The 20378-nt window shown below is 52.0% G+C and carries 16 protein-coding genes and 1 tRNA gene; 12 read left to right on the top strand and 5 right to left on the bottom strand.

Features of this window, described 5'->3' with window-relative positions:
• Positions 1 to 6: 6 nt before the first annotated feature.
• Both glpX and recJ read left to right on the top strand, forming a co-directional pair.
• Complete coding sequence (gene glpX / locus HK25_RS10180) at positions 7 to 1005, top strand: class II fructose-bisphosphatase (protein ID WP_086636115.1); 999 nt, start codon at positions 7 to 9, stop codon at positions 1003 to 1005.
• A gap of 34 nt (positions 1006 to 1039) precedes the next feature.
• Positions 1040 to 2863: a single-stranded-DNA-specific exonuclease RecJ gene (gene recJ / locus HK25_RS10185; RefSeq protein ID WP_086636116.1), complete on the top strand. Its 1824-nt coding sequence runs from the start codon at positions 1040 to 1042 to the stop codon at positions 2861 to 2863.
• A gap of 71 nt (positions 2864 to 2934) precedes the next feature.
• Here recJ and rpoH read toward each other — a convergent pair whose 3' ends face one another.
• Entirely contained in the window at positions 2935 to 3822 is an 888-nt protein-coding gene (gene rpoH / locus HK25_RS10190; RefSeq protein WP_086553989.1) for an RNA polymerase sigma factor RpoH, read from the bottom strand.
• A gap of 442 nt (positions 3823 to 4264) precedes the next feature.
• Here rpoH and HK25_RS10195 point away from each other — a divergent pair, with 442 nt between their 5' ends.
• Positions 4265 to 5383: an aldose epimerase family protein gene (locus HK25_RS10195; RefSeq protein ID WP_086636132.1), complete on the top strand. Its 1119-nt coding sequence runs from the start codon at positions 4265 to 4267 to the stop codon at positions 5381 to 5383.
• A 68-nt stretch (positions 5384 to 5451) separates the two neighbouring features.
• On the opposite strand, the gene glnA is transcribed toward HK25_RS10195, so the two are convergent.
• The gene (gene glnA, locus HK25_RS10200; protein WP_086553988.1) at positions 5452 to 6897 is read right to left on the bottom strand and encodes a type I glutamate--ammonia ligase; all 1446 of its coding nucleotides are present in this window, start codon (positions 6895 to 6897) and stop codon (positions 5452 to 5454) included.
• Positions 6898 to 7015: 118 nt separating this feature from the next.
• Positions 7016 to 7354, bottom strand: coding sequence for a P-II family nitrogen regulator (locus HK25_RS10205; RefSeq protein WP_086553987.1), 339 nt, complete (start codon positions 7352 to 7354; stop codon positions 7016 to 7018).
• A gap of 232 nt (positions 7355 to 7586) precedes the next feature.
• On the opposite strand from HK25_RS10205, the gene HK25_RS10210 reads away from it, so the two are divergent.
• The 5 genes from HK25_RS10210 (at position 7587) to HK25_RS10230 (ending at position 13779) form a co-directional block, all read left to right on the top strand.
• Positions 7587 to 8759: an aminotransferase gene (locus HK25_RS10210; RefSeq protein ID WP_086636117.1), complete on the top strand. Its 1173-nt coding sequence runs from the start codon at positions 7587 to 7589 to the stop codon at positions 8757 to 8759.
• Between the two features lie 79 nt (positions 8760 to 8838).
• A tRNA-His gene (locus HK25_RS10215) sits at positions 8839 to 8914 on the top strand.
• A gap of 354 nt (positions 8915 to 9268) precedes the next feature.
• Positions 9269 to 10210 (top strand): AEC family transporter, encoded by a 942-nt coding sequence (locus tag HK25_RS10220; protein ID WP_086636118.1) that lies wholly within the window; start codon positions 9269 to 9271, stop codon positions 10208 to 10210.
• A gap of 144 nt (positions 10211 to 10354) precedes the next feature.
• Entirely contained in the window at positions 10355 to 11230 is an 876-nt protein-coding gene (gene yghU, locus HK25_RS10225; protein WP_086636119.1) for a glutathione-dependent disulfide-bond oxidoreductase, read from the top strand.
• Positions 11231 to 11367: 137 nt separating this feature from the next.
• On the top strand, positions 11368 to 13779 hold the full coding sequence (locus HK25_RS10230; RefSeq protein ID WP_086636120.1) for a glucose/quinate/shikimate family membrane-bound PQQ-dependent dehydrogenase: 2412 nt from the start codon (positions 11368 to 11370) through the stop codon (positions 13777 to 13779).
• 66 nt (positions 13780 to 13845) lie between these two features.
• On the opposite strand, the gene HK25_RS10235 is transcribed toward HK25_RS10230, so the two are convergent.
• Complete coding sequence (locus HK25_RS10235; RefSeq protein WP_233127797.1) at positions 13846 to 14793, bottom strand: RluA family pseudouridine synthase; 948 nt, start codon at positions 14791 to 14793, stop codon at positions 13846 to 13848.
• 262 nt (positions 14794 to 15055) lie between these two features.
• Between HK25_RS10235 and HK25_RS10240 the strand changes: the two genes are divergently transcribed.
• Both HK25_RS10240 and HK25_RS10245 read left to right on the top strand, forming a co-directional pair.
• Entirely contained in the window at positions 15056 to 16084 is a 1029-nt protein-coding gene (locus tag HK25_RS10240; protein WP_086636122.1) for an iron ABC transporter permease, read from the top strand.
• Complete coding sequence (locus tag HK25_RS10245) at positions 16084 to 16884, top strand: ABC transporter ATP-binding protein (RefSeq protein WP_086636123.1); 801 nt, start codon at positions 16084 to 16086, stop codon at positions 16882 to 16884. The genes HK25_RS10240 and HK25_RS10245 overlap by 1 nt, the downstream gene beginning before the upstream one ends.
• Before the next feature lie 2 nt (positions 16885 to 16886).
• On the opposite strand, the gene HK25_RS10250 is transcribed toward HK25_RS10245, so the two are convergent.
• Positions 16887 to 18347 (bottom strand): YdiU family protein, encoded by a 1461-nt coding sequence (locus HK25_RS10250; protein WP_086636124.1) that lies wholly within the window; start codon positions 18345 to 18347, stop codon positions 16887 to 16889.
• 239 nt (positions 18348 to 18586) lie between these two features.
• Here HK25_RS10250 and HK25_RS10260 point away from each other — a divergent pair, with 239 nt between their 5' ends.
• Positions 18587 to 19681 carry a branched-chain amino acid aminotransferase gene (locus HK25_RS10260; protein WP_086636125.1) on the top strand — a complete coding sequence of 365 codons (1095 nt, stop codon included), beginning with the start codon at positions 18587 to 18589 and terminating at the stop codon, positions 19679 to 19681.
• A 136-nt stretch (positions 19682 to 19817) separates the two neighbouring features.
• Complete coding sequence (locus HK25_RS10265) at positions 19818 to 20267, top strand: cupin domain-containing protein (RefSeq protein WP_086636126.1); 450 nt, start codon at positions 19818 to 19820, stop codon at positions 20265 to 20267.
• The last annotated feature ends 111 nt before the right edge of the window (positions 20268 to 20378 follow it).

Below are 20378 nucleotides of genomic sequence, written 5' to 3' on the forward strand. Positions count from 1 at the left end.
ATTTTTATGCCCGACTCACAGGACGCTAAGAGGTTTGTTGTTTCTGACCGCAACCTGGCACTCGAACTGGTGCGCGTTACCGAAGCCGCAGCTCTTGCCTCGTCTCACTGGACGGGTCGCGGCAAAAAAAATGAAGCTGATGATGCTGCCGTTGAGGGTATGCGCACCGCTTTTGACACGGTAGCCATTGATGGCACCGTTGTCATTGGTGAAGGCGAAATGGACGAAGCACCAATGCTCTACATTGGTGAAAAAGTCGGCTCAGGTGGCCCGGCAATGGATATAGCCGTTGACCCGCTTGAGGGTACGAACCTGTGCGCCAAAGATATGCCCAATGCCATTACGGTTGTGGCACTGGCCGAAAAAGGTAATTTCCTGCACGCACCTGATGTCTATATGGACAAAATTGCTGTTGGTTCAAACCTGCCTGAAGGCGTGGTTGACCTCGACTCCTCTATCGCGGCCAACCTGCGCAACCTGGCAAAAGCTAAAAATAAACCTATTGAAGAAATCGTTCTGTGCACGCTTGACCGTGAACGCCACGAAGAGCTGATTGCAAAAACCCGCGAGGCCGGTGCACGCGTGCGCCTGTTAAGCGATGGTGATGTTGCGGCAGTTATTGCAACCTGTATGGACACAAGCCAGGTTGATATCTATGCCGGCTCAGGCGGAGCCCCTGAAGGCGTACTGGCCGCGGCAGCCCTGCGCTGTGCTAACGGACAGATGCAGGCCCGTCTTTTATTTGAAGATGATGCACAGCGCGAACGTGCCAGAACAATGAACCCGGGTAAAAACCCTGACCGTAAACTTGGCCTGCATGACATGGCAGCCGGGTCGGTTCTGTTTTCAGCAACCGGGGTTACTTCCGGCACATTGCTGCGCGGCATTCGCCACTACACAACACATGCTGTAACGCATTCGCTCGTTATGCGCTCAAAATCGGGTACAATCCGGTTTATTGAAGGTCATCACAACTTCAATACAAAAACCTGGCTTCCTAAATAACCCACCTCTTTATAAAGAGTATACTTAACACGTTATGACCTCTCCCTGCCTGACCAAAGACCAGACACCCTCAGCGCATCATACTGTTCTGGGGGTTGAAAACAGCGTCTCCGGACGCAGATGGCTTTACAGGCAGGGAGCAGATAACCCTGATGTCATACGTATGGGGGCCAGCATTGCCAGGCAGGCAGGCCTGCCCGAAATTATAGGGCGTCTCCTTGCTTTACGCGGGCTTACACCTGAAACACTGAGTTTATTCCTTACCCCCCGCCTTAAAACGGCTCTGCCAGACCTGAATAAGCTACAGGATATGGAGCCCGCTGCAGCCCGCATGGCGAGGGCAGCCATGCAGCATGAAACCATCGGCGTATTTGGTGACTATGACGTAGATGGTGCGTGCTCTTCAGCTATTCTGGCCTCTTTTTTTGAAGAGCTGGGCTGCACCGTTCATACCCATATCCCGGACAGGATGACCGAAGGCTATGGCCCTAACGTGCCAGCCCTTGAAAAACTGGCTGAACAGGGTGCGACGCTTATCATCTGCGCTGACTGCGGCACAGCAGCGGCTGATATTCTCAATCAGGTTACTGACAGGGCTGATATTATTGTTCTCGACCATCATAAGTCTGAGGATGCCCTTCCCGACATTCTGGCAACAGTTAACCCCAACCGTCCTGATTGTGCCTCTGGCCTGAAGCATATTTGCGCCGCGGCACTCGCTTTCCTCTCTCTCATCGCGACACAAAAGAAACTCCGCGAAGCGGACTGGTTCAAAACTCACCCTGAGCCAGACCTTATGCGCCAGCTTGACCTGGTGGCTCTGGCCACCATATGCGACGTTATGCCCCTGCGTGACCTGAACCGGGCTTTTGTCGCACAGGGCCTTAAAGTTATGGCGCGCCGGCAACGCACTGGTCTGGCTACCTTACTTGATGTTGCCGGGGTTACCCGCGCGCCGGATGCGTTTTCATGCGGGTTTGCTCTGGGGCCACGTATTAACGCAGGGGGGCGCATTGCTGAAGCCACGCTTGGCTTAAAACTGCTGCGCTGTGAAGACCCGCACGAAGCACGTGTCATGGCCGAACGGCTGGACGGTGTAAACCGCAACCGTCAGACCATTGAAGCAGATATTCTTGACCATGCCCTGCAGCTGGCCACTGAACAGCGTGAAGCAGGTCACTCCGTTATTCTGCTTGCCAGTAAAGCATGGCACCCGGGCGTTGCAGGCATTGTCGCAGGGCGCATTAAAGAACAGTTTAACCGCCCTGTTCTGGTTGGTACCGTGCAGGATGATGGCGCTGTTAAAGGTTCAGGTCGTTCTGTGCCTGGCATTGACCTCGGCACAGCCATCATAGCGGCCCGCCAGAGCGGTTTGCTTACAACAGGTGGCGGACACGCTATGGCAGCCGGCTTCTCTTTCCCTGAAGCGAATATGGCGCAGGTTCATACCTTTTTAGAAGAGCGTCTCGCAACAGCGGCAGCACTGCCCGAAACGGTTGACCTTGAAGTGGACATCACGCTCTCTCCGGCCGGAGCAACTGTTGAGCTGGCCGAACAAATGACCCTGCTTGCTCCGTTTGGCACGGGCAATGCCGAGCCTCTGATTGCATTATCAGGCGTACATATTACTAAATCAGATCGTATCGGCGCGGATAAAAACACATTGCGCCTGTTTTTGCGTGGCACAGAGGGGGGACGGCTTAAAGCCCTTATCTTCCGTGCTGATAAAAGCCCTCTGACAGAAATTCTTGAAGATTCAACCCGCCCTTTGCTGCACATCGCCGGATATCTGCGCTCAGAAACATGGCGCGACCGTACGGACGCCACGTTCTTTATTCAGGATGTTGCTTTAGCCTGAAGCCTGAGCTCAAACAAAAAAGGGAGGCTGAACCTCCCTTATCCTGGCGTTTGAAAAAAACCTGCTTTTACTTACTGCTGTTGTTCCTGCTCACGGCGGGCTTCAACCTCTTTCTTCATTGCAAGCTGTACTTTTTCAAAAGCACGTACCTCGATCTGCCTTACACGCTCACGCGAAATCGAATATTCAAGGGCAAGATTTTCAAGCGTTGTCGGCTCATCTTTCAGGCGACGTTCGCTGAAAATATGCCGTTCACGCTCATTCAGCGTTGCCAGAGCAGTTGCCAGCAAAGCTTTTCGGCCTGAAAGCTCCTCATTCTCTGCGTAAACTTCTTCCTGGTTATGTTGCTCATCAACTAGACGGTCCTGCCACTCCCCGGCCTCATCCGCACGCATCGGCGCATTCAGGCTGTGGTCAGGTGCAGACATACGGCGGTTCATGCTCACAACATCCTGCTCGGACACACCAAGCGTTGCAGCAATTTTATCAACCTGCTCAGGCTGCAGATCACCGTCTTCAATTGCCTGCATCTGCCCTTTAAGGCGACGGAGATTAAAGAACAGTTTTTTCTGTGCCGCAGTCGTACCCATTTTAACCAGAGACCAGCTGTGCAGAATATATTCCTGAATAGCGGCTCTGATCCACCACATAGCATAAGTTGCAAGACGGAAGCCTTTGTCGGGATCAAACCGTTTAACGGCCTGCATCATACCGACATTGCCTTCACTGATAAGCTCATTCATCGGCAAACCATACCCGCGGTAACCCATGGCAATTTTTGCAACAAGCCGCAGATGTGATGTGACAAGTTTATGTGCAGCCTTCACGTCCCCTTTATCTTTCCAGAGATAGGACAGGCGAAGTTCCTCTTCGGGGGAGAGGATAGGATATTTACGAATTTCCTGAAAATACCTTGATAAGTTATTTTCAGGACCAACATTAACAACAGAAGACACCATCGAACCAGTACTCCCCTGACCTGAAAACTCCCTGTTTCTACTACCAGGTGTATTTTTTCTCCCGGTAGCATAACGCTAAAAGAGGCAAGCCTCAGTCAAAAGTAGACATTATTTACGTCTCTCTCCCCTTCACCCCCGTATGGGCGGTCTGAGGGGATCAGGCGTCCATCTTCCGGCTTCTTTAACAACACACCGGGATGGCTGAAAAGGATGACTCTGAATCATGGACGTGTCAAGAAAACTCTCTCAGAAAGTATCAGCATATCCGAAGGGAGGTCTGGTATATTCCACACCATTAAATAATCTGTCTTTTCCAAATAAGACGAGAAATTTTTTAAGTATTTTTACATATTTTTCATTTATTCCCCGCTTCATATTTTCTGATAAATCAGAAAATATTCTGCACTATACAGCAACAAAACTTCTTATATCGGGGTCTGTAATGATCAGTCTCTTATCTCCCCTGCCTGCCATGACCCAAACACTAAAAAAAGAATCTTATGGTGCTCTGCCATCAGGTGAAACTGTTGAACTTTATACCCTGCACAACAAAAACGGGATGGAAGTACAGTTCATCTCTTACGGGGGGATTATCACCGCCATAAAAGTACCAGACAAAAACGGCAAAACAGATAACGTGGTTCTCGGCTTTTCAGACCTTGAGGGGTACAGCAAAAAAGATGCCGAAGCCAATATATGTTTTGGTGCCCTGATAGGGCGCTATGCTAACCGTATTGCCCGGGGCACGTTTGTGCTTGAAGGTAAAACCTATCACACGCCGATAAACCTTCCGCCCAATACACTCCACGGCGGCAATACGGGTTTTAATAAAAAGCTCTGGCATGTGCAGCCACTCTCTGGCCTGAAACAGGCAACAGGAGCAGAACTCACCCTGACCAGTGCTGACGGTGAAGAAGGTTTTCCCGGCAAGTTACAGGTCAAAGTCCGGTATATTCTGGATGATGATAACCAGCTGCACATTCACTATCATGCCACAACTGACAAACCGACAGTTATTAACCTGACAAATCACAGCTATTTTAATCTTGCCGGAGAAGGGTCAGGCTCGGTCGCAAACCACCGGTTAAAAATTAACGCCAGCCTTTTTACCCCGACTGATGCAAACGGTATTCCGACCGGGCAAATCAGTCCGGTTGCGCAAACACCCTTTGACTTCAGAGCAATGCACGCCATCGGAGATTTTTTGCGCAGCAACGACCAGCAGATGCTAGAGGCGCGCGGCTATGATCATAACTGGATTATCGACGGCTATGACGGCAAAACACTCCGCGAGGCCGCAATACTCAGTGACCCACAGTCAGGCCGTTCTCTGACCGTGCTGACCACACAACCCGCTATGCAGGTTTACACCGGCAACTCTCTCAATGGTGCCTATGCCGGGCCTTCGGGACGGGCATATCGTCAGACAGATGGTGTCGCACTCGAAACGCAGCATTACCCTGATTCACCCAATCATCCGAGCTTTCCGACAACGACGCTGCTACCCGGACAGGAATATGAGCAGACAACTGTTTTCAGATTTCAGACCGCCGCACCATAAGGCCATCAATAAAAAACGCGCCCCCTGAAACAGAGGGCGCGCCTTTTAGCTCATCACTCTGATAAAAATCAGACTGAGTAGTACATTTCGAACTCAACAGGGTGAGGTGTGTGTTCAAAGCGATACACATCTTCCCACTTGATGTTGATATAGCTTTCGATCTGGTCTTTGGTGAACACGCCACCAGCCAGCAGGAACTCATGATCAGCCTGCAGAGCTTCAAGAGCTTCACGCAGAGAGCCTGCAACTGTTGGAATCTGCTTCAGTTCTTCTGGTGGCAGATCATACAGATCTTTGTCCATCGCATCACCAGGGTGAATTTTGTTCTTGATACCATCAAGACCAGCCATCAGCATGGCAGAGAATGCGAGGTATGGGTTTGCTGTCGGGTCAGGGAAACGCACTTCAACCCGCTTAGCTTTAGGGTTGGTTGCGTATGGGATACGGCAGGATGCTGAACGGTTGCGGGCTGAGTAAGCCAGCAGCACAGGAGCTTCAAACCCTGGGATCAGACGCTTGTAAGAGTTAGTTGACGGGTTGGTAAAAGCATTGAGTGCTTTTGCATGCTTAATGATACCGCCGATGTAATACAGGGCTGTATCAGAAAGATCTGCATAACCGTTGCCAGCAAATGTTGGCTTGCCGTCTTTCCAGATAGACTGGTGAACATGCATACCTGAGCCATTATCGCCATAAATTGGCTTTGGCATGAAGGTTGCTGTTTTGCCATAAGACTGAGCAACATTGTGGATACAGTATTTATAGATCTGCATGAAGTCAGCAGAACGCACCAGCGTGTCGAACTTCGTGCCCAGCTCATGCTGAGACTGTGCAACCTCGTGGTGATGCTTTTCAATCGGCAGACCCATCTCACCCATAGTGGCGAGCATTTCAGCGCGCAGGTCAGCTTCGCTGTCAACTGGTGCAACCGGGAAGTAACCACCCTTCTGGCCAGGGCGATGACCCATGTTGCCTTCAGGATATTCTTTCAGAGAAGCGCCAGGACCTTCAATGCTGTCGAGCTGGAATTTACCATAGTTCGGGCCTGTGCCAAACAGCACGTTGTCGAAAATGAAAAATTCTGCTTCAGGACCGAAGAATGCGGTATCACCCAGGCCAGAAGCCTTCAGATACTGTTCAGCCAGCTTTGCTGTTGAACGTGGGTCACGGTTGTAAGGCTGCCCGGTTGATGGCTCGATAATATCGCAGAACAGAATCAGCTGAGGACGGGCTGAGAACGGGTCCATTACAGCTGTTTCAGGGTCTGGCAGCAGAACCATGTCGCTCTCGTTAATCGCTTTCCAGCCAGCGATAGAGGAGCCATCGAACATGAAGCCTTCAACAAAGGTTTCATCTTCAATTGTGGTCACATACTGTGTTGTGTGGTGCCATTTACCGCGCGGATCTGTGAAGCGCAGATCAACCAGCTCTACAGAATGCTCTTTAATAAGATCAAAAACCCGCTTAACTGCTGCGGCTTTTGCATCGCCGGAAGATGCTGTCTTTTTAACCATTCTTTCCTCACTTTAAACCATCTGTTGCAAACCGGAGATACCGGCATGACTGAAAACTATCAAATACACGTCCTGAAACGTTGCTGTCAGGGTCAGCGCTCTCTGCTTTTTCCTGACATCAGATAGCGTCTTCTCCTCTTTCTCCCGTACGAATCCGTACCACATCATCAACCGGCATCACAAAGATCTTACCGTCACCGATCCGCCCCGTACGAGCCGCAGCAGATATGGCTTCAATCGCCCGTTCTGCCAGACTGGCGGGGCAGACGATCTCAATTTTTATCTTGGGGAGAAAATCAACAATATATTCGGCGCCACGATAAAGCTCGGTGTGGCCTTTCTGCCGGCCAAAACCTTTAGCTTCGATCACGGTAATGCCCTGCAACCCGAGTTCGTGAAGAGCCTCCTTCACTTCGTCGAGCTTAAAAGGCTTTATGATGGCTTCGATCTTTTTCATATCACATCGTCACTATATCACGGCGCTCTCTGTCAGGGTCCATCTTTTATGCAACCCTGTCCTCAGGCAACAGTAACCCGGGGCCGAGCAGTGACAAACTGGCACGGGTTGGCCGCAGGAGCAATCGGGCTTAGAAGCAATAATATCGATAAAGCACCAATACCCTTATTAATACAATGATATTAAATCATTTTTATGATTTCTGTTTTTCGAAAAGAAAGCGAATCTGCACATGACAAAACCCCTCAACCAGCAGCTTGAAGCACTACCCACAACGATTTTCACAGTGATGTCTGCGCTTGCACGTGAGCACAATGCCATCAACTTAGGTCAGGGTTTTCCTGACACTGAAGGCCCGCAGGACATTGTGCAGACAGCTGTGAACGCTCTGCTCGACGGTCAAAACCAGTACGCACCACTGACCGGCCTGCCGGAACTGCGCCAGGCCGTTGCCGAATCGAACAGGCGTTTTCAGGGACTTAACATTAACCCTGACACAGAAGTAGTGGTGACATCAGGAGCAACCGAGGCACTTGCTGCCTCTCTTATGGCCCTGATTGAGCCAGGCGATGAGGTCGTTCTGATAGAACCCCTCTATGACACTTACCTGCCTGTCGTGCTTCAGCTTGGCGGGGTTCCACGCCTGGTTCGACTCGAACATCCGGACTGGACCCTTCCTCGTCAGGCTCTGGCCGATGCTTTCTCTGCCCGAACCAAAGCCATCCTGCTCAACACGCCTATGAATCCCACCGGCAAAGTCTTCACTCACGATGAGCTGTCTTTCATTGCCGGCCTGCTCAGAGAGCACGATGCTTATGCGTTATGTGACGAGGTGTACGAACACCTGACTTTTGGCGCAAAGCATATCTCGCTTATGACGTTACCCGGCATGCGCGAGCGGTGCATTCGCATTGGCAGTGCAGGCAAAAGTTTTTCCATGACCGGCTGGAAAGTCGGATATGTCACAGCTCCGGCTCCGATAGCATCCGTCATTGCCAAAGCGCATCAGAATCTTGTCTTTGCAACGGCTCCCAACCTTCAGCGGGCTGTCGCTGCCGGGCTACGCAAAGACACAGATTATTTTACACAAATAGCTGCGGACTTTGCGGGCAAACGCGACCTCCTTTCGGACGGGCTGCGCAAACTCGGCCTTGATGTGCTCCCCTGCCACGGCAGCTATTTTGTTATCGCTGATATTTCACCTCTGGCTCGTGGTGAAGATGACATGACATTTGCAAAAACTCTGACCATTGAAGCCGGGGTTGCAACCATACCAGCCTCAGCTTTTTACAGTCAGCTTAACGGCACACCGCCTGCGCACCTTCTCCGCTTTGCATTTTGCAAGCAGGAGCAGGTTTTGCGTGATGCACTGAGCCGTATAGAAACCTGGCAGAAACAACGTTGAAAAATTTTCTTCAGGATTATGTCAGTTATGGATTGACGGACGCCCGTACCTTCTCTAAATGACGGCATCAAGCTGTGTGGCGGATGTAGCTCAGCTGGCAGAGCGCCGGTTTGTGGTACCGGTTGTCGCGGGTTCGAGCCCCGTCATTCGCCCCAGCTTGATATTTCCCTTGAAAATCAATGCTTTACCAGAGCCAGGCGTAATAGAGATTTAGCCGTGCGTCATAGGTCTAGCGTCATACCCAGGCAGTATGCCAGGGGTGAGCATGACGTTGGTATAGCTACAGGTGCCCGTAACGGAAAACGCCGGGATATTTTGTTAGGCGTGAAGCAGCCTTATAGTCAGAAGTGACCATTGAGCCACTGCATTTCAAAAGGAAGTTACGGGTCTGAATACGTAACAACCCAGGTGCAATAACATACCTGCACTGTCATTTCTGCCATAATTTTCCCCTTTATCCTGTGTCATGTAACCCTGACAAACGTGAACCATCACAGAAAGGGACTATCATGAACGCCAGCATCATGATTAGTGCGATTGCTCCGGTTATTTTTATTATCGCACTTGGTTACTGTGCCGGCAGGAACAAAGATTTTGACGCGCACCAGACAAAAGGCTTCAGTCGCCTTGCCCTGCGTTATGCGTTACCTGTGGCTTTGTTTCTTGGCATGGCACAATTTAACAAGTCTCTGTTACTTCAGCAGGGCCCCGTTATCGTCATTATGGTTCTGGGTTACTCCCTGTTTTTTTTAGCAAGCTACCTGATTTTACGAATGAAAAAGTTTGGCAAAACTGAAGCCATTCTGCTCGGTTATACAGTCAGTTCAACAGCTGCTCCCATTTATGGCCTGACCGTACTTGTACCGATTTATGGCCTGCAAACAGGAAGTGGTGTTGTCGGGCTGGCCGCACTTGTTACAAACCTTGTGCAGGTTTCAGTCGCTGTCTTTATGCTTCAGTCAGCCAGCATGGCAGAAGGCCAGGCTGCCTCCATCAGCACCATATTAAAAGACACTCTTAAAAACCCGCTGGTATGGGCACCTGTACTCGGTGCGGTCATCTCCGTTTCAGGCATAACATTACCCGATATCACGATATCAACACTTAAGCCTCTTGCCGTTTGTGCCGCTGCGGTTGCCATCTTTGCCTGCGGCCTCACCCTGTCCTCTTTCCCTGTTAACCTGACATCAAAAATAGTTATTTTCGGCTCTGCAACCTGCATTATCTTTCAGCCATTGCTCTTCTTCGTGTTTATTAAAGCATGGGGGCTTAAAAGTACTATGGCAAAGGCAACCTTTGTGGCCAGCGCCATGCCAACTTCAACACCGTCTGTCTTATTTGCCCAGCAATATGGCAAATGCCAGGCTGAAACATCGAGTATCATGCTGGTGACAACAGTGGGGATGATTGTGGCCATTCCTGCAGCTGTACTGTTAAGCGCCTGGCTGTAACAGCCCGCCGGCCCTGCACAACCTTATTCAGGTTCCTGGCAAACAAAGGAATTAAAATAGATTACACAATTTCTGCGTTAGTGTTGCTATACCCGTCTGCTTCACCGCTTTCTGTGCAACAACACACCGTGAAAGGTATTTTTTATGAAACAGCCCGACACCTACACCCCCCCGGACGTCTGGAAATGGAATAAAAATACCGGGGGGAAATATGCAGCCATCAACCGACCGGTTGCCGGTGCAACCCACGATAAAGCACTCCCCGTTGGCAAGCACCCGCTCCAGCTCTACTCGCTTGGTACACCTAATGGCGTTAAGGTCACCATTCTGCTTGAGGAGCTGCTGGCAGCCGGGCACACAGACGCTGAATACGATGCCTGGCTGATTAACATCGGCCAGGGTGATCAGTTCAGCTCCGGATTTGTTGCAACTAACCCCAATTCAAAAATCCCGGCCCTGGTTGATCACAGCGGGGCCGAACCTCAGCGGGTTTTTGAATCAGGTTCTATCCTTTTATATCTTGCTGAGAAATTTGGTGCCTTTTTACCTGCGTCGCCCTCACAGCGCACAGAATGCCTGAACTGGCTGTTCTGGCAGATGGGAAGCGCGCCTTTTGTTGGTGGTGGCTTCGGGCATTTTTACGCGTATGCACCAGTCAAAATTGAATATGCAATTGACCGCTTCGCTATGGAAACCAAGCGACTGCTTGATGTGCTTAACCGTCAGCTCGCCGACCACCCCTTTGTTGCAGGACATGAGTATAGCATTGCCGATATGGCCATTTTTCCGTGGTATGGCGGGCTGGTCGAAGGCTGGCTTTATAATGCCGCCCATTTTCTGAGCGTTGATGACTACCCCCACGTAAAGCGCTGGGCTGATCAGTTACTTCAGCGCCCGGCGGTGCAGCGTGGCCGCATGGTCAACCGCACTTTTGGCGACCCTGCCACACAGCTTCATGAACGGCATGATGCCTCAGATTTTGAGACGAAAACCGCTGATAAGCTCACATCAGACAGCTAAGTGCTGCCAGGCGCAGACACTATAACCAAACCTGCACTTAACCATAGAAATGAAATAAAGTACCGTCTGTGTCCTTTTTTTATCCTGCGCCATGGGATAGATCGTAGCGACGTTCTTTCTTTCAATCAGGAGTATCCATGATCCTGACTATCCTCCTGTTTGCACTAACAGGCCTTTTCCTTACAGCCGGAGGCGCTTACCTGGCAGTACTGGGCGGTTCAGCCTTTTATCTGTTCAGCGGCGTTATCCTGCTTGTTTCCACCGTAATGCTTTTCAGGCGCAAAAGCGCGGTATTATGGCTTTACGCTGCTCTTGTGTTTGCCACACTCGGCTGGGCTGTAAACGAAGCTGGCTTTGACTTCTGGACACTGGCTCCCCGTCTGGATATCATTCCGCCTCTGGGGCTGCTGCTGCTGCTCCCCTTCGTCTCACGCAAGCTGACAGCCAGCAAAGTCGCACTTTTACCGCTCGCACTAAGCATTCTCTGCACCCTGGGCGTTGCCGGCTATGCCATAACGCAGGACCCGCAGGATATTACCGGCTCACTCCCCTCCGTGGCACAGCAGGGTGAACCTGTTACCCCGGGAGACACTGCCGAAGCTGCCGCAGGTGACTGGCCCGCTTATGGCCGCACGCAGTTTGGTGACCGCTTCTCACCCCTGACACAGATCACACCCGCAAATGTTAAAGATCTGAAGGTGGCATGGACCTTCCGCACCCATGATCTGAAAACAGCGAACGACCCGGGTGAAATTACAGACGAAGTTACCCCGATCAAAATCCGGGACACACTTTATCTGTGCACACCGCACCAGATTTTATTTGCCCTTGACCCCGCTACCGGCAAGCAGAAATGGAAATTTGACCCTAAAATCAAATATAATCCTTCCTTCCAGCACATGACCTGTCGTGGCGTTTCTTACGCTGAAACACCGGCAGTCGCTCCTGTTGCAGCTGAAGCCGACAACACGGCAGCAGCAACTGATGCACCCGCTGCTCCTGCCGCTCCGGCTGATGACTGCACGGCACGTATCTTCCTGCCAACAAATGACGGCCGCCTGATCGCTCTGAACTCTGACACAGGTGAACTCTGCCACGGCTTTGCTAACAATGGCGCACTCGACCTGAGTGACGGCATGCCAATGAAGAGAGATGGTTTTTATGAACCGACATCTCCGCCGGTTGTTACCAAAAAAGCAGTTATCATCTCCGGCGCTGTCACCGATAACTATTCAACACACGAACCATCTGGCGTAACCCGTGCATTCGATGTACGTACAGGTAAACTGCTGTGGGCGTTCGATGCAGGTAACCCTGACCCGAACGAGCTGCCATCAGCCACTCATCAGTATGTTGCCAACTCACCTAACTCATGGATCACGGCTTCCTACGATGCAGGCCTGAACCAGATCTACATCCCAACAGGCGTTGCAACACCTGACATCTGGGGCGGCAACCGTACCCCTCAGCAGGAAAAATATGCCTCTGGCATTCTGGCTCTTGATGCTGACACAGGCAAACAGGTCTGGTTCTATCAGACAGTTCACCACGATTTGTGGGATATGGACATTCCTTCTCAGCCCAGCCTGGTCGATATTCGTCAGAAAGACGGTACTGTTATCCCGGCCCTCTATGCACCGGCAAAAACAGGCAACATCTTTGTGCTTGACCGCCGCAATGGTAACCTGATCGTACCGGCACCTGAAACACCAGTGCCACAGGGTGCTGCACCGGGTGATCATGTTACACCAACACAGCCTTACTCTCAGCTGACCTTCCGCCCGAAAGAGCGCCTGAAGGATTCTGACATGTGGGGCGGCACGATGTTCGACCAGATGGTCTGCCGCATCATGTTCAAACGCCTGCGCTATGATGGTCCGTTTACTCCGCCATCACTGCAGGGGTCGCTGATCTTCCCTGGTAACCTTGGTATGTTCGAATGGGGTGGCCTGGCTGTTGACCCGGTCAGACAGGTAGCTTTTGCTAACCCGATTGCTATTCCGTTCGTTTCAACTCTTATCCCGCGTGGTCCGGGCAACCCTGCACACCCTGACCCGAAAGCCGGTCCTTCCGGCTCAGAAAGCGGTGTTCAGCCACAGTACGGCACACCTTATGGTGTTGACCTGCATGCCTTCCTGTCACCGCTGGGTATTCCCTGCAAACAGCCAGGCTGGGGTTATGTTGCCGGTATTGATCTGAAAACAAACAAGATCATCTGGATGCACCGTAACGGCACCACCTATGACAGCTCACCTCTGCCGCTGCCTTTCAAAGTGGGGATCCCTTCACTTGGCGGACCGCTGATTACAGCCGGTGGCGTTGCTTTCCTGACTTCAACTGCTGATTATTATATCCGCGCTTATGATGTCACCACAGGTAAACAGCTCTGGCAGGACCGTCTGCCAGCGGGTGGTCAGTCTACACCCATGACATATGAAACAAACGGACGTCAGTTTGTTGTTTCTGCCGATGGTGGTCATGGTTCTTTCGGCACCAGACTGGGCGATTATATCACCGCCTATGCTCTGCCAGAAAAAACACAACACTAAGCCCGCACTTAACAGAGCTGGTAAAAAAGAAGGGGGAGCAGATCATCTGCTCCCCCTTTTTCTGTGTCAGGCTTCTAACATTTCAGCCAGCTGCACCATGTCATCGGGAGCCGGAGCCTCAAAAAGCAAAGCCTCGCCTGTACGCGGGTGTGTAAACCCAAGGCGGGTCGCATGTAATGCCTGCCGCGGGAAGTCGAGTGCAGCAGCCCGTGCCGTAGCAGAAAATCCCTTCGCGACAGCGGGAATGCGCCGCAGATAAACCGGGTCACCTATCAGCGGGTATCCATGTGCTGAAAAATGCACTCTGATCTGGTGCGTACGTCCGGTTGCGAGTTTACACGTTACCAGTGACGCACTCCCCTGAAAATTTTTAAGCGTTTTATAGTGCGTTAAAGCCCACTTCCCGCTGCGTGGTGTAATGGTCATACGTTTACGATCACGCTTGTCACGCCCGATATTGCCTTCAAAATCTCCCTCTGCCGGAGCAGGACAGCCCCAGCACAAGGCAAGATAAGCCCGGTCAATCCGCCGGGCTGCGAAATCCTCTGACAAAGCCAGATGCGCTTTCTCTGTTTTGGCCACAACCATCAGGCCCGATGTATCTTTATCAAGACGATGAACTATGCCTGGCCGTTTTTGCCCGCCAATTCCCTGCAGGCTGTCTCCGCAATGGGCAACAAGGCCATTCACCAGAGTACCTGTCTCATTGCCCGGGGCAGGATGTACAACCAGCCCCGCAGGCTTATTAAGCACAAGCAGGTCGCTGTCTTCATAATAAATATCAAATGCCATCACCTCACCCTCCGGCACGGCCGGCACAGCCGATGGCACACTCAGAGAATAACTCTGACCTGCTTTCACCGTCTCGGCAGGTTCGGTTACACTCTGCCCGTCACGCGTAAGGTGCCCTGCCTCGATCAAAGTTTTCACACGTGAACGCGACAAACCGCCCGAATGTAGTGCAATAAACCGGTCAACCCGCTCACCCGCCTGTTCAGGCCTCACAACAAAAATGAGTGTCTCTCCTGCAGCAAAATCAGCCTCAGGGTTTTCATCAGTTGAATCAGAGTATGTCACGCGGTTTTCCTGCCTTATACACGAAGAGGGGAACGTCAGATGAGAGAGTTTTTTATGCAAACCATTTCTCTTACAACAGGCTGGTGCTACACAGAAAAACTGTCTTTCTTCATATCCCGCCCTTTCCTGCGGGTCCATAAGCAGGAGTAACCCGACGATCTCCCGGCCTCCTCCCCTCCGCAGCTATGACGTACACTCTGTGCATGAAGCTTACCGCAAAACTCTGCGCAAACGCGGCATTATCCTGCTGATCCTGACGGGAGCTATTATACTCTCCTGCCTTGCTGACTTTGCCATCGGTCCCTCCGGGCTTTCTCCATCCGCTTTGTTACACACCCTGCTGCACCCTGACACAGTACCAGCCACGCAACGGCTGATCGTCTGGCAGATCCGCCTGCCTTACACTCTGATGGCCCTGTGTGTGGGGGCGGCACTCGGACTGGCAGGAGCCGAAATGCAGACTATCCTGGCTAATCCGCTTGCCAGCCCTTTTACGCTTGGCGTTTCAGCGGCGGCGGCCTTTGGCGCTTCCCTTATTCTGGTCACAGGTCTGCATACAGCTCTGGTTTCTCAAAGTACGCTCATTACAGCCAGTGCATTCATCTGTGCCCTGCTTTCCGTACTGTTATTAGATAAAATCAGCCAGAGCAGAGTCGCCAGTACCAACGTCGTCGTGCTGACAGGTATCGCCCTGGTTTTTACCTTTCAGGCTCTCGTATCTCTTATGCAGTTTATCGCCAGTGAAGATACCTTACAGGATCTTGTATTCTGGACTCTGGGCAGTCTGACCCGCGCATCATGGGCGAAAGTCGGAGTAATTGCTGGTGTCGGAGGGGTCGTCAGCCTGTTTTCATTCAGGGCCGCGTGGCAACTCACCACATTACGTATGGGAGAAGAAAGAGCAGCAAGCCTTGGGATAGATGTCGCGCGCATTCGCCGGGCTTCACTCATACGTATCAGCCTGCTTTCAGCTCTGGCCGTCTCGTTTGTCGGGGTTATCGGTTTTGTCGGGCTGGTTGCACCACATATTGCGCGCCGGCTTCTCGGCGAAGATCACCGCTTTTACCTGCCCGGCAGCATGGCAACGGGAGCGCTTATCCTCTCTCTTTCCGCCCTGATTGCACGCGTACTGGTGCCCGGCCTTATTGTGCCGACAGGTATCGTAACATCTCTCGCAGGCATCCCATTTTTCCTGATTATCGTGCTTCGCCGTGAGGAGCTGAACTAATGTCGCCAGTCGGCCCCCTGACGGTTAAAAACCTGAATGCAGGCTTCGGCCGACGTCGCATTTTGCACGACCTCTCTCCCAAACCATTTGTATCAGGGCAGATTTGTGCTCTCACAGGGCCTAATGGCAGCGGAAAATCAACTTTTCTGCGTGCTCTCTCCGGTCTGATACCATCACAGGCGACACTCACCCTGGGAGATGAAAACCTCGCGCACCTGCCTCTGGCACAAAGGGCACAACGCTGTTTATATCTGCCTCAGACATTACCAGCCGCTGTGCAGCTGCCTGTTATTGAAGCCCTGATGGCTGCGCAACGCGCCTGCAGCCCCAGACGGCCTGAAGAAATCACAATATCAGAGACCGAACATGCTCTGGCATGGCTGGACAAGCTCTCCGTCAGCCACCTGGCCCTGAAAAATATGAGCACACTCTCAGGCGGACAAAGGCAGCTGATCGGGCTTGCTCAGGCCCTCAGCCGAAGACCTGTGTCTCTCCTGCTTGATGAACCTCTCAGTGCCCTCGACCTGCACCATCAGTTTGCCGCTATGCAACTTTTACAGCAGGAAACCAGAGAACGCCCGCTCATCACCCTGATTGTACTGCACGACCTGAATATCGCCCTGAACATGGCAGATCGTGTTCTCCTGCTGCATGAAGGTCGCATAAAAGCCGATGGCCTGCCAGCTGAGGTGCTGACCCCGGAGGTGTTGCGTGATGTCTACCGCGTTCATGCACATGTCGAACGTGGCCAGAGTGGACGACCATTTATTCAGATCAGCGGTATTGCAGAAGAAACCTGAAGCTACGTGCCGCAGAATGTGTTCTGCACCTGCTCATGCGCCTCTGCCGGGCGGGCATAACGCTCTTTGCCGGGCTGCTCTTCAAAAGGACGCGACGTCACAGCCAGCAGTTCTTCAAAGGCTGTCATGTCATTATGCGAAACGGCCTGTGTGATCATCTCTTCAACAAGATGATTGCGCGGAATGTACAGCGGGTTAACACGCTGCATCGCCTGTGCACGCTGTATCGTGCCAGGCAAAGGTTCTGCGGCCAGTCTGGCCTGCCACTGTGCTGCCCAGGGGTGCAATGCCTCAGGCAGATATGCTGTCGGGGTGCTCAGTGCTGCCTCAGTACTCAGGTTTCTGAACGTGGCCGTATAATCCAGACGCTGGGCCTGCATCACCTCAAACAGGCTGCGCACCAGACCTGCATCTCCCTCCTGAGCTGTCTGCATCCCCAGTTTCTGACGTAAGCCTGCCAGATAAATTTGCTGAAACTGCCCCTCAAACACGGCCAGCTCTGCACGGGCAAGCTCAAGAGCCGTGTTCCGATCTTCAGATATGACAGGCAGAAGGGCTTCAGCCAGGCGGGTCAGGTTCCACAACCCTATCTCTGGCTGTCTGCCATAAGCATAACGGCCTCTTTTATCGATAAAACTGAAAACCGTATCCGGGTCATAATGCTCCATAAAAGCACAGGGGCCATAATCAATTGTCTCACCTGATATGGCCATATTATCCGTGTTCATCACACCATGCACAAAGCCATATAACATCCACTGAGCAAGCAGCTGACACTGACTGGCTATAACCTCACGCAACAACGCACAGGCAGCCCCGCCCTCGTGAGAAGCCTCAGGGTAATGATGCGTCAGAGCATAATCAGTCAGCAGGCGCAGTCCTTCAAAATCTTCCTGTGCGGCAAAAAACTGAAACGTCCCCACACGTATGAAACCCGAGGCCACACGTGTCAGCACCGCACCAGGCAGGGGTGTTTCACGATATACCGGCTGGCCGGTTGTCACCGCTGCCAGCGCGCGTGTTGTTGGCACACCCAGGGCCGCCATGGCCTCACTGACAATGTACTCACGCAGCACCGGGCCGAGCGCAGCACGGCCATCACCACTACGTGAAAACCTTGTGCGCCCCGCACCCTTGAGCTGAATTTCTTTCACATGCCCGTTCTGGTCTGTCACACTACCCAGCAACATAGCGCGGCCATCACCCAGCTTAGGTACAAACTGCCCGAACTGGTGCCCGGCATACACCTGCGCGACAGGTATGACCCCTTCAGGCATTGCATTGCCTGAGAGCATAGCCACACCCTCTCTGCTGCGCAGCCAGTGACAGTCCAGCCCCAGCTCACCGGCAAGAGCGGTATTAAGCTGCACGATCTGCGGCGCGACAACCGGAGACAAAGGCGGATGCACGTAAAACCGTTCAGGAAGTGTTGTATAAGTCTGTACTGGCAGAACTGGTATCATTCTCATGCTCTTAAATTCGGAGATAAAATTATATCTTCACTCACTAACCAACGCCTGTATTACATGGCTGGCAGAAAATAATCCTGATAAAAATTTTCACTTCCCGCTGACGGCAGGCAATATCGTGACCAGGCACTCTGGCTCTGTCAAAGCAATATATGATAGATCATATCAGAAAGAAATTATGACCTGCTGAAGCTGAAATTTCAGCCATTATGAACGCGGAGACGTCAGACCCGATGAGCCAGCCTATAAAAACCGCTTTCACTATCACACCAAAAGCTGACCGTATTTCAGCCGCTGAACGTGAAGAGCTCCTTAAAGCCCCAGGGTTTGGCCGTGTCTTTTCTGAACATATGGCCGTTGTGACCTACACTGAGGGTAAGGGATGGCACACACCTGAAATTCTGCCTCGCCAGCCTTTACAGCTCGACCCTGCTGCCTCTGTGCTGCACTACGCGCAGGAAATTTTTGAAGGCATGAAAGCCTATCGCAGCCCTACTGGTGAGCCATTACTGTTCAGACCAGATGTAAATGCCCGCCGTTTTCGCCGGTCAGCCGAACGTATGGCTATGGCTCAGGTGCCTGAAGAGCTGTTTCTTGATGCGGTGAAACAGCTGGTGAAAATTGATGCTGACTGGATTCCCGCTCCTGAGGTCGGCACGCTGTATATTCGTCCGTTCATGATCGCAACAGAGGTTGCTCTGGGTGTTAAGCCTTCGGCTGAATATAAATTCATCGTCATTGCCTGCGCTGCCGGTGATTATTTCTCTAAAGACGCCGGCCCGGTTACCGTATGGGTTGAAGAAAATACCGTGCGGGCCTCGCGCGGTGGCACCGGTGAAGCCAAATGTGGCGGCAACTATGCAGCCAGCCTGACAGCCCAGCAGGAAGCGAAAGAGAATGGCTGCCATCAGGTTCTCTTCCTTGACGCCACTGAGCGTAAATGGATTGAGGAAATGGGCGGCATGAACATCGTTGCTGTTCTTGATGATGGATCGCTCCTTACGCCTCCTCTTAAAGGAACCATCCTGCACGGTATCACACGGGACTCCCTGCTCACTCTGGCTCGCAGCCAGGGGCTGACAGTGCGTGAAGAGCCTTATGCCATCGACCAGCTTTATGCTGATATTGCCTCCGGCCATCTGCGTGAGCTGTTTGCCTGTGGCACTGCCGCTGTTGTCACCCCAATTGGCACACTGAAAACCTCAAAAGGTGAGCATGTCATCAGTAAAGAAACAGGTGCAGTAACGGCCTCTCTGCGTCAGGCCTTGTGTGATATGCAGTTTGGCCGCACTCATGACACCCAGAGCTGGGTTCATACCGTCGACTAAAGCAGCAGATCCCGCTTACGCATCTCAGTCCGGCCCCCGTCAGAGGCCGGATCATGCTCTCTTTACTGGCATGCGGCATATCATCAGTGCTTTGATGCATAGGAATAAAAAGCCACAGACAGTAAAGAGAAGCATTATGTCAAAATTCGCCTTTGCAGTTTTTACCACGGCTTGCCTGGCGATCACGCCGGCTCTTGCTCAGAAACCGCATACCACATCCTCAGCGCATGCTGACGTGCTGGTCAAAAGCAGCACCTCCTGGAACGGTAAACCCTATACAACTTACCCTGCCGGGCAACCTCAGCTGACAATGCTCAGAATGTCCATTCCCGCCAATACTGCTCTGCCATGGCACACGCATCCTTTTCCTAATGCGGTATATGTTTTACAGGGGCAGCTGACGATTGAGGACAAAGCCAGCGGTAAAAAACAGGTTTTTCATGCTGGTGAAGGCTTTACGGAATCAGTTGATGATGTTCACCGCGGGGTCAGTGGTTCAACACCAACTGTGCTTATTATCACCTACTCAGGCACACCAGGTGCGGCAACATTCAAAGCGGAACCCGGGCAGAAACCTGAATATTAAAAACCCCTATAAAGAGAAGATCATGACCTGATGATCTTCTCCAAAAAAACTAGGCTCAGGACTCATTCTTTGAGATAGAAGATGAAGCTTGCAGCGATATGGATTGCGGAC

Origin of the sequence: Acetobacter sp. DsW_059 (assembly GCF_002153695.1) — a bacterium.
Classification (GTDB): Bacteria; Pseudomonadota; Alphaproteobacteria; order Acetobacterales; family Acetobacteraceae; genus Acetobacter; species Acetobacter thailandicus.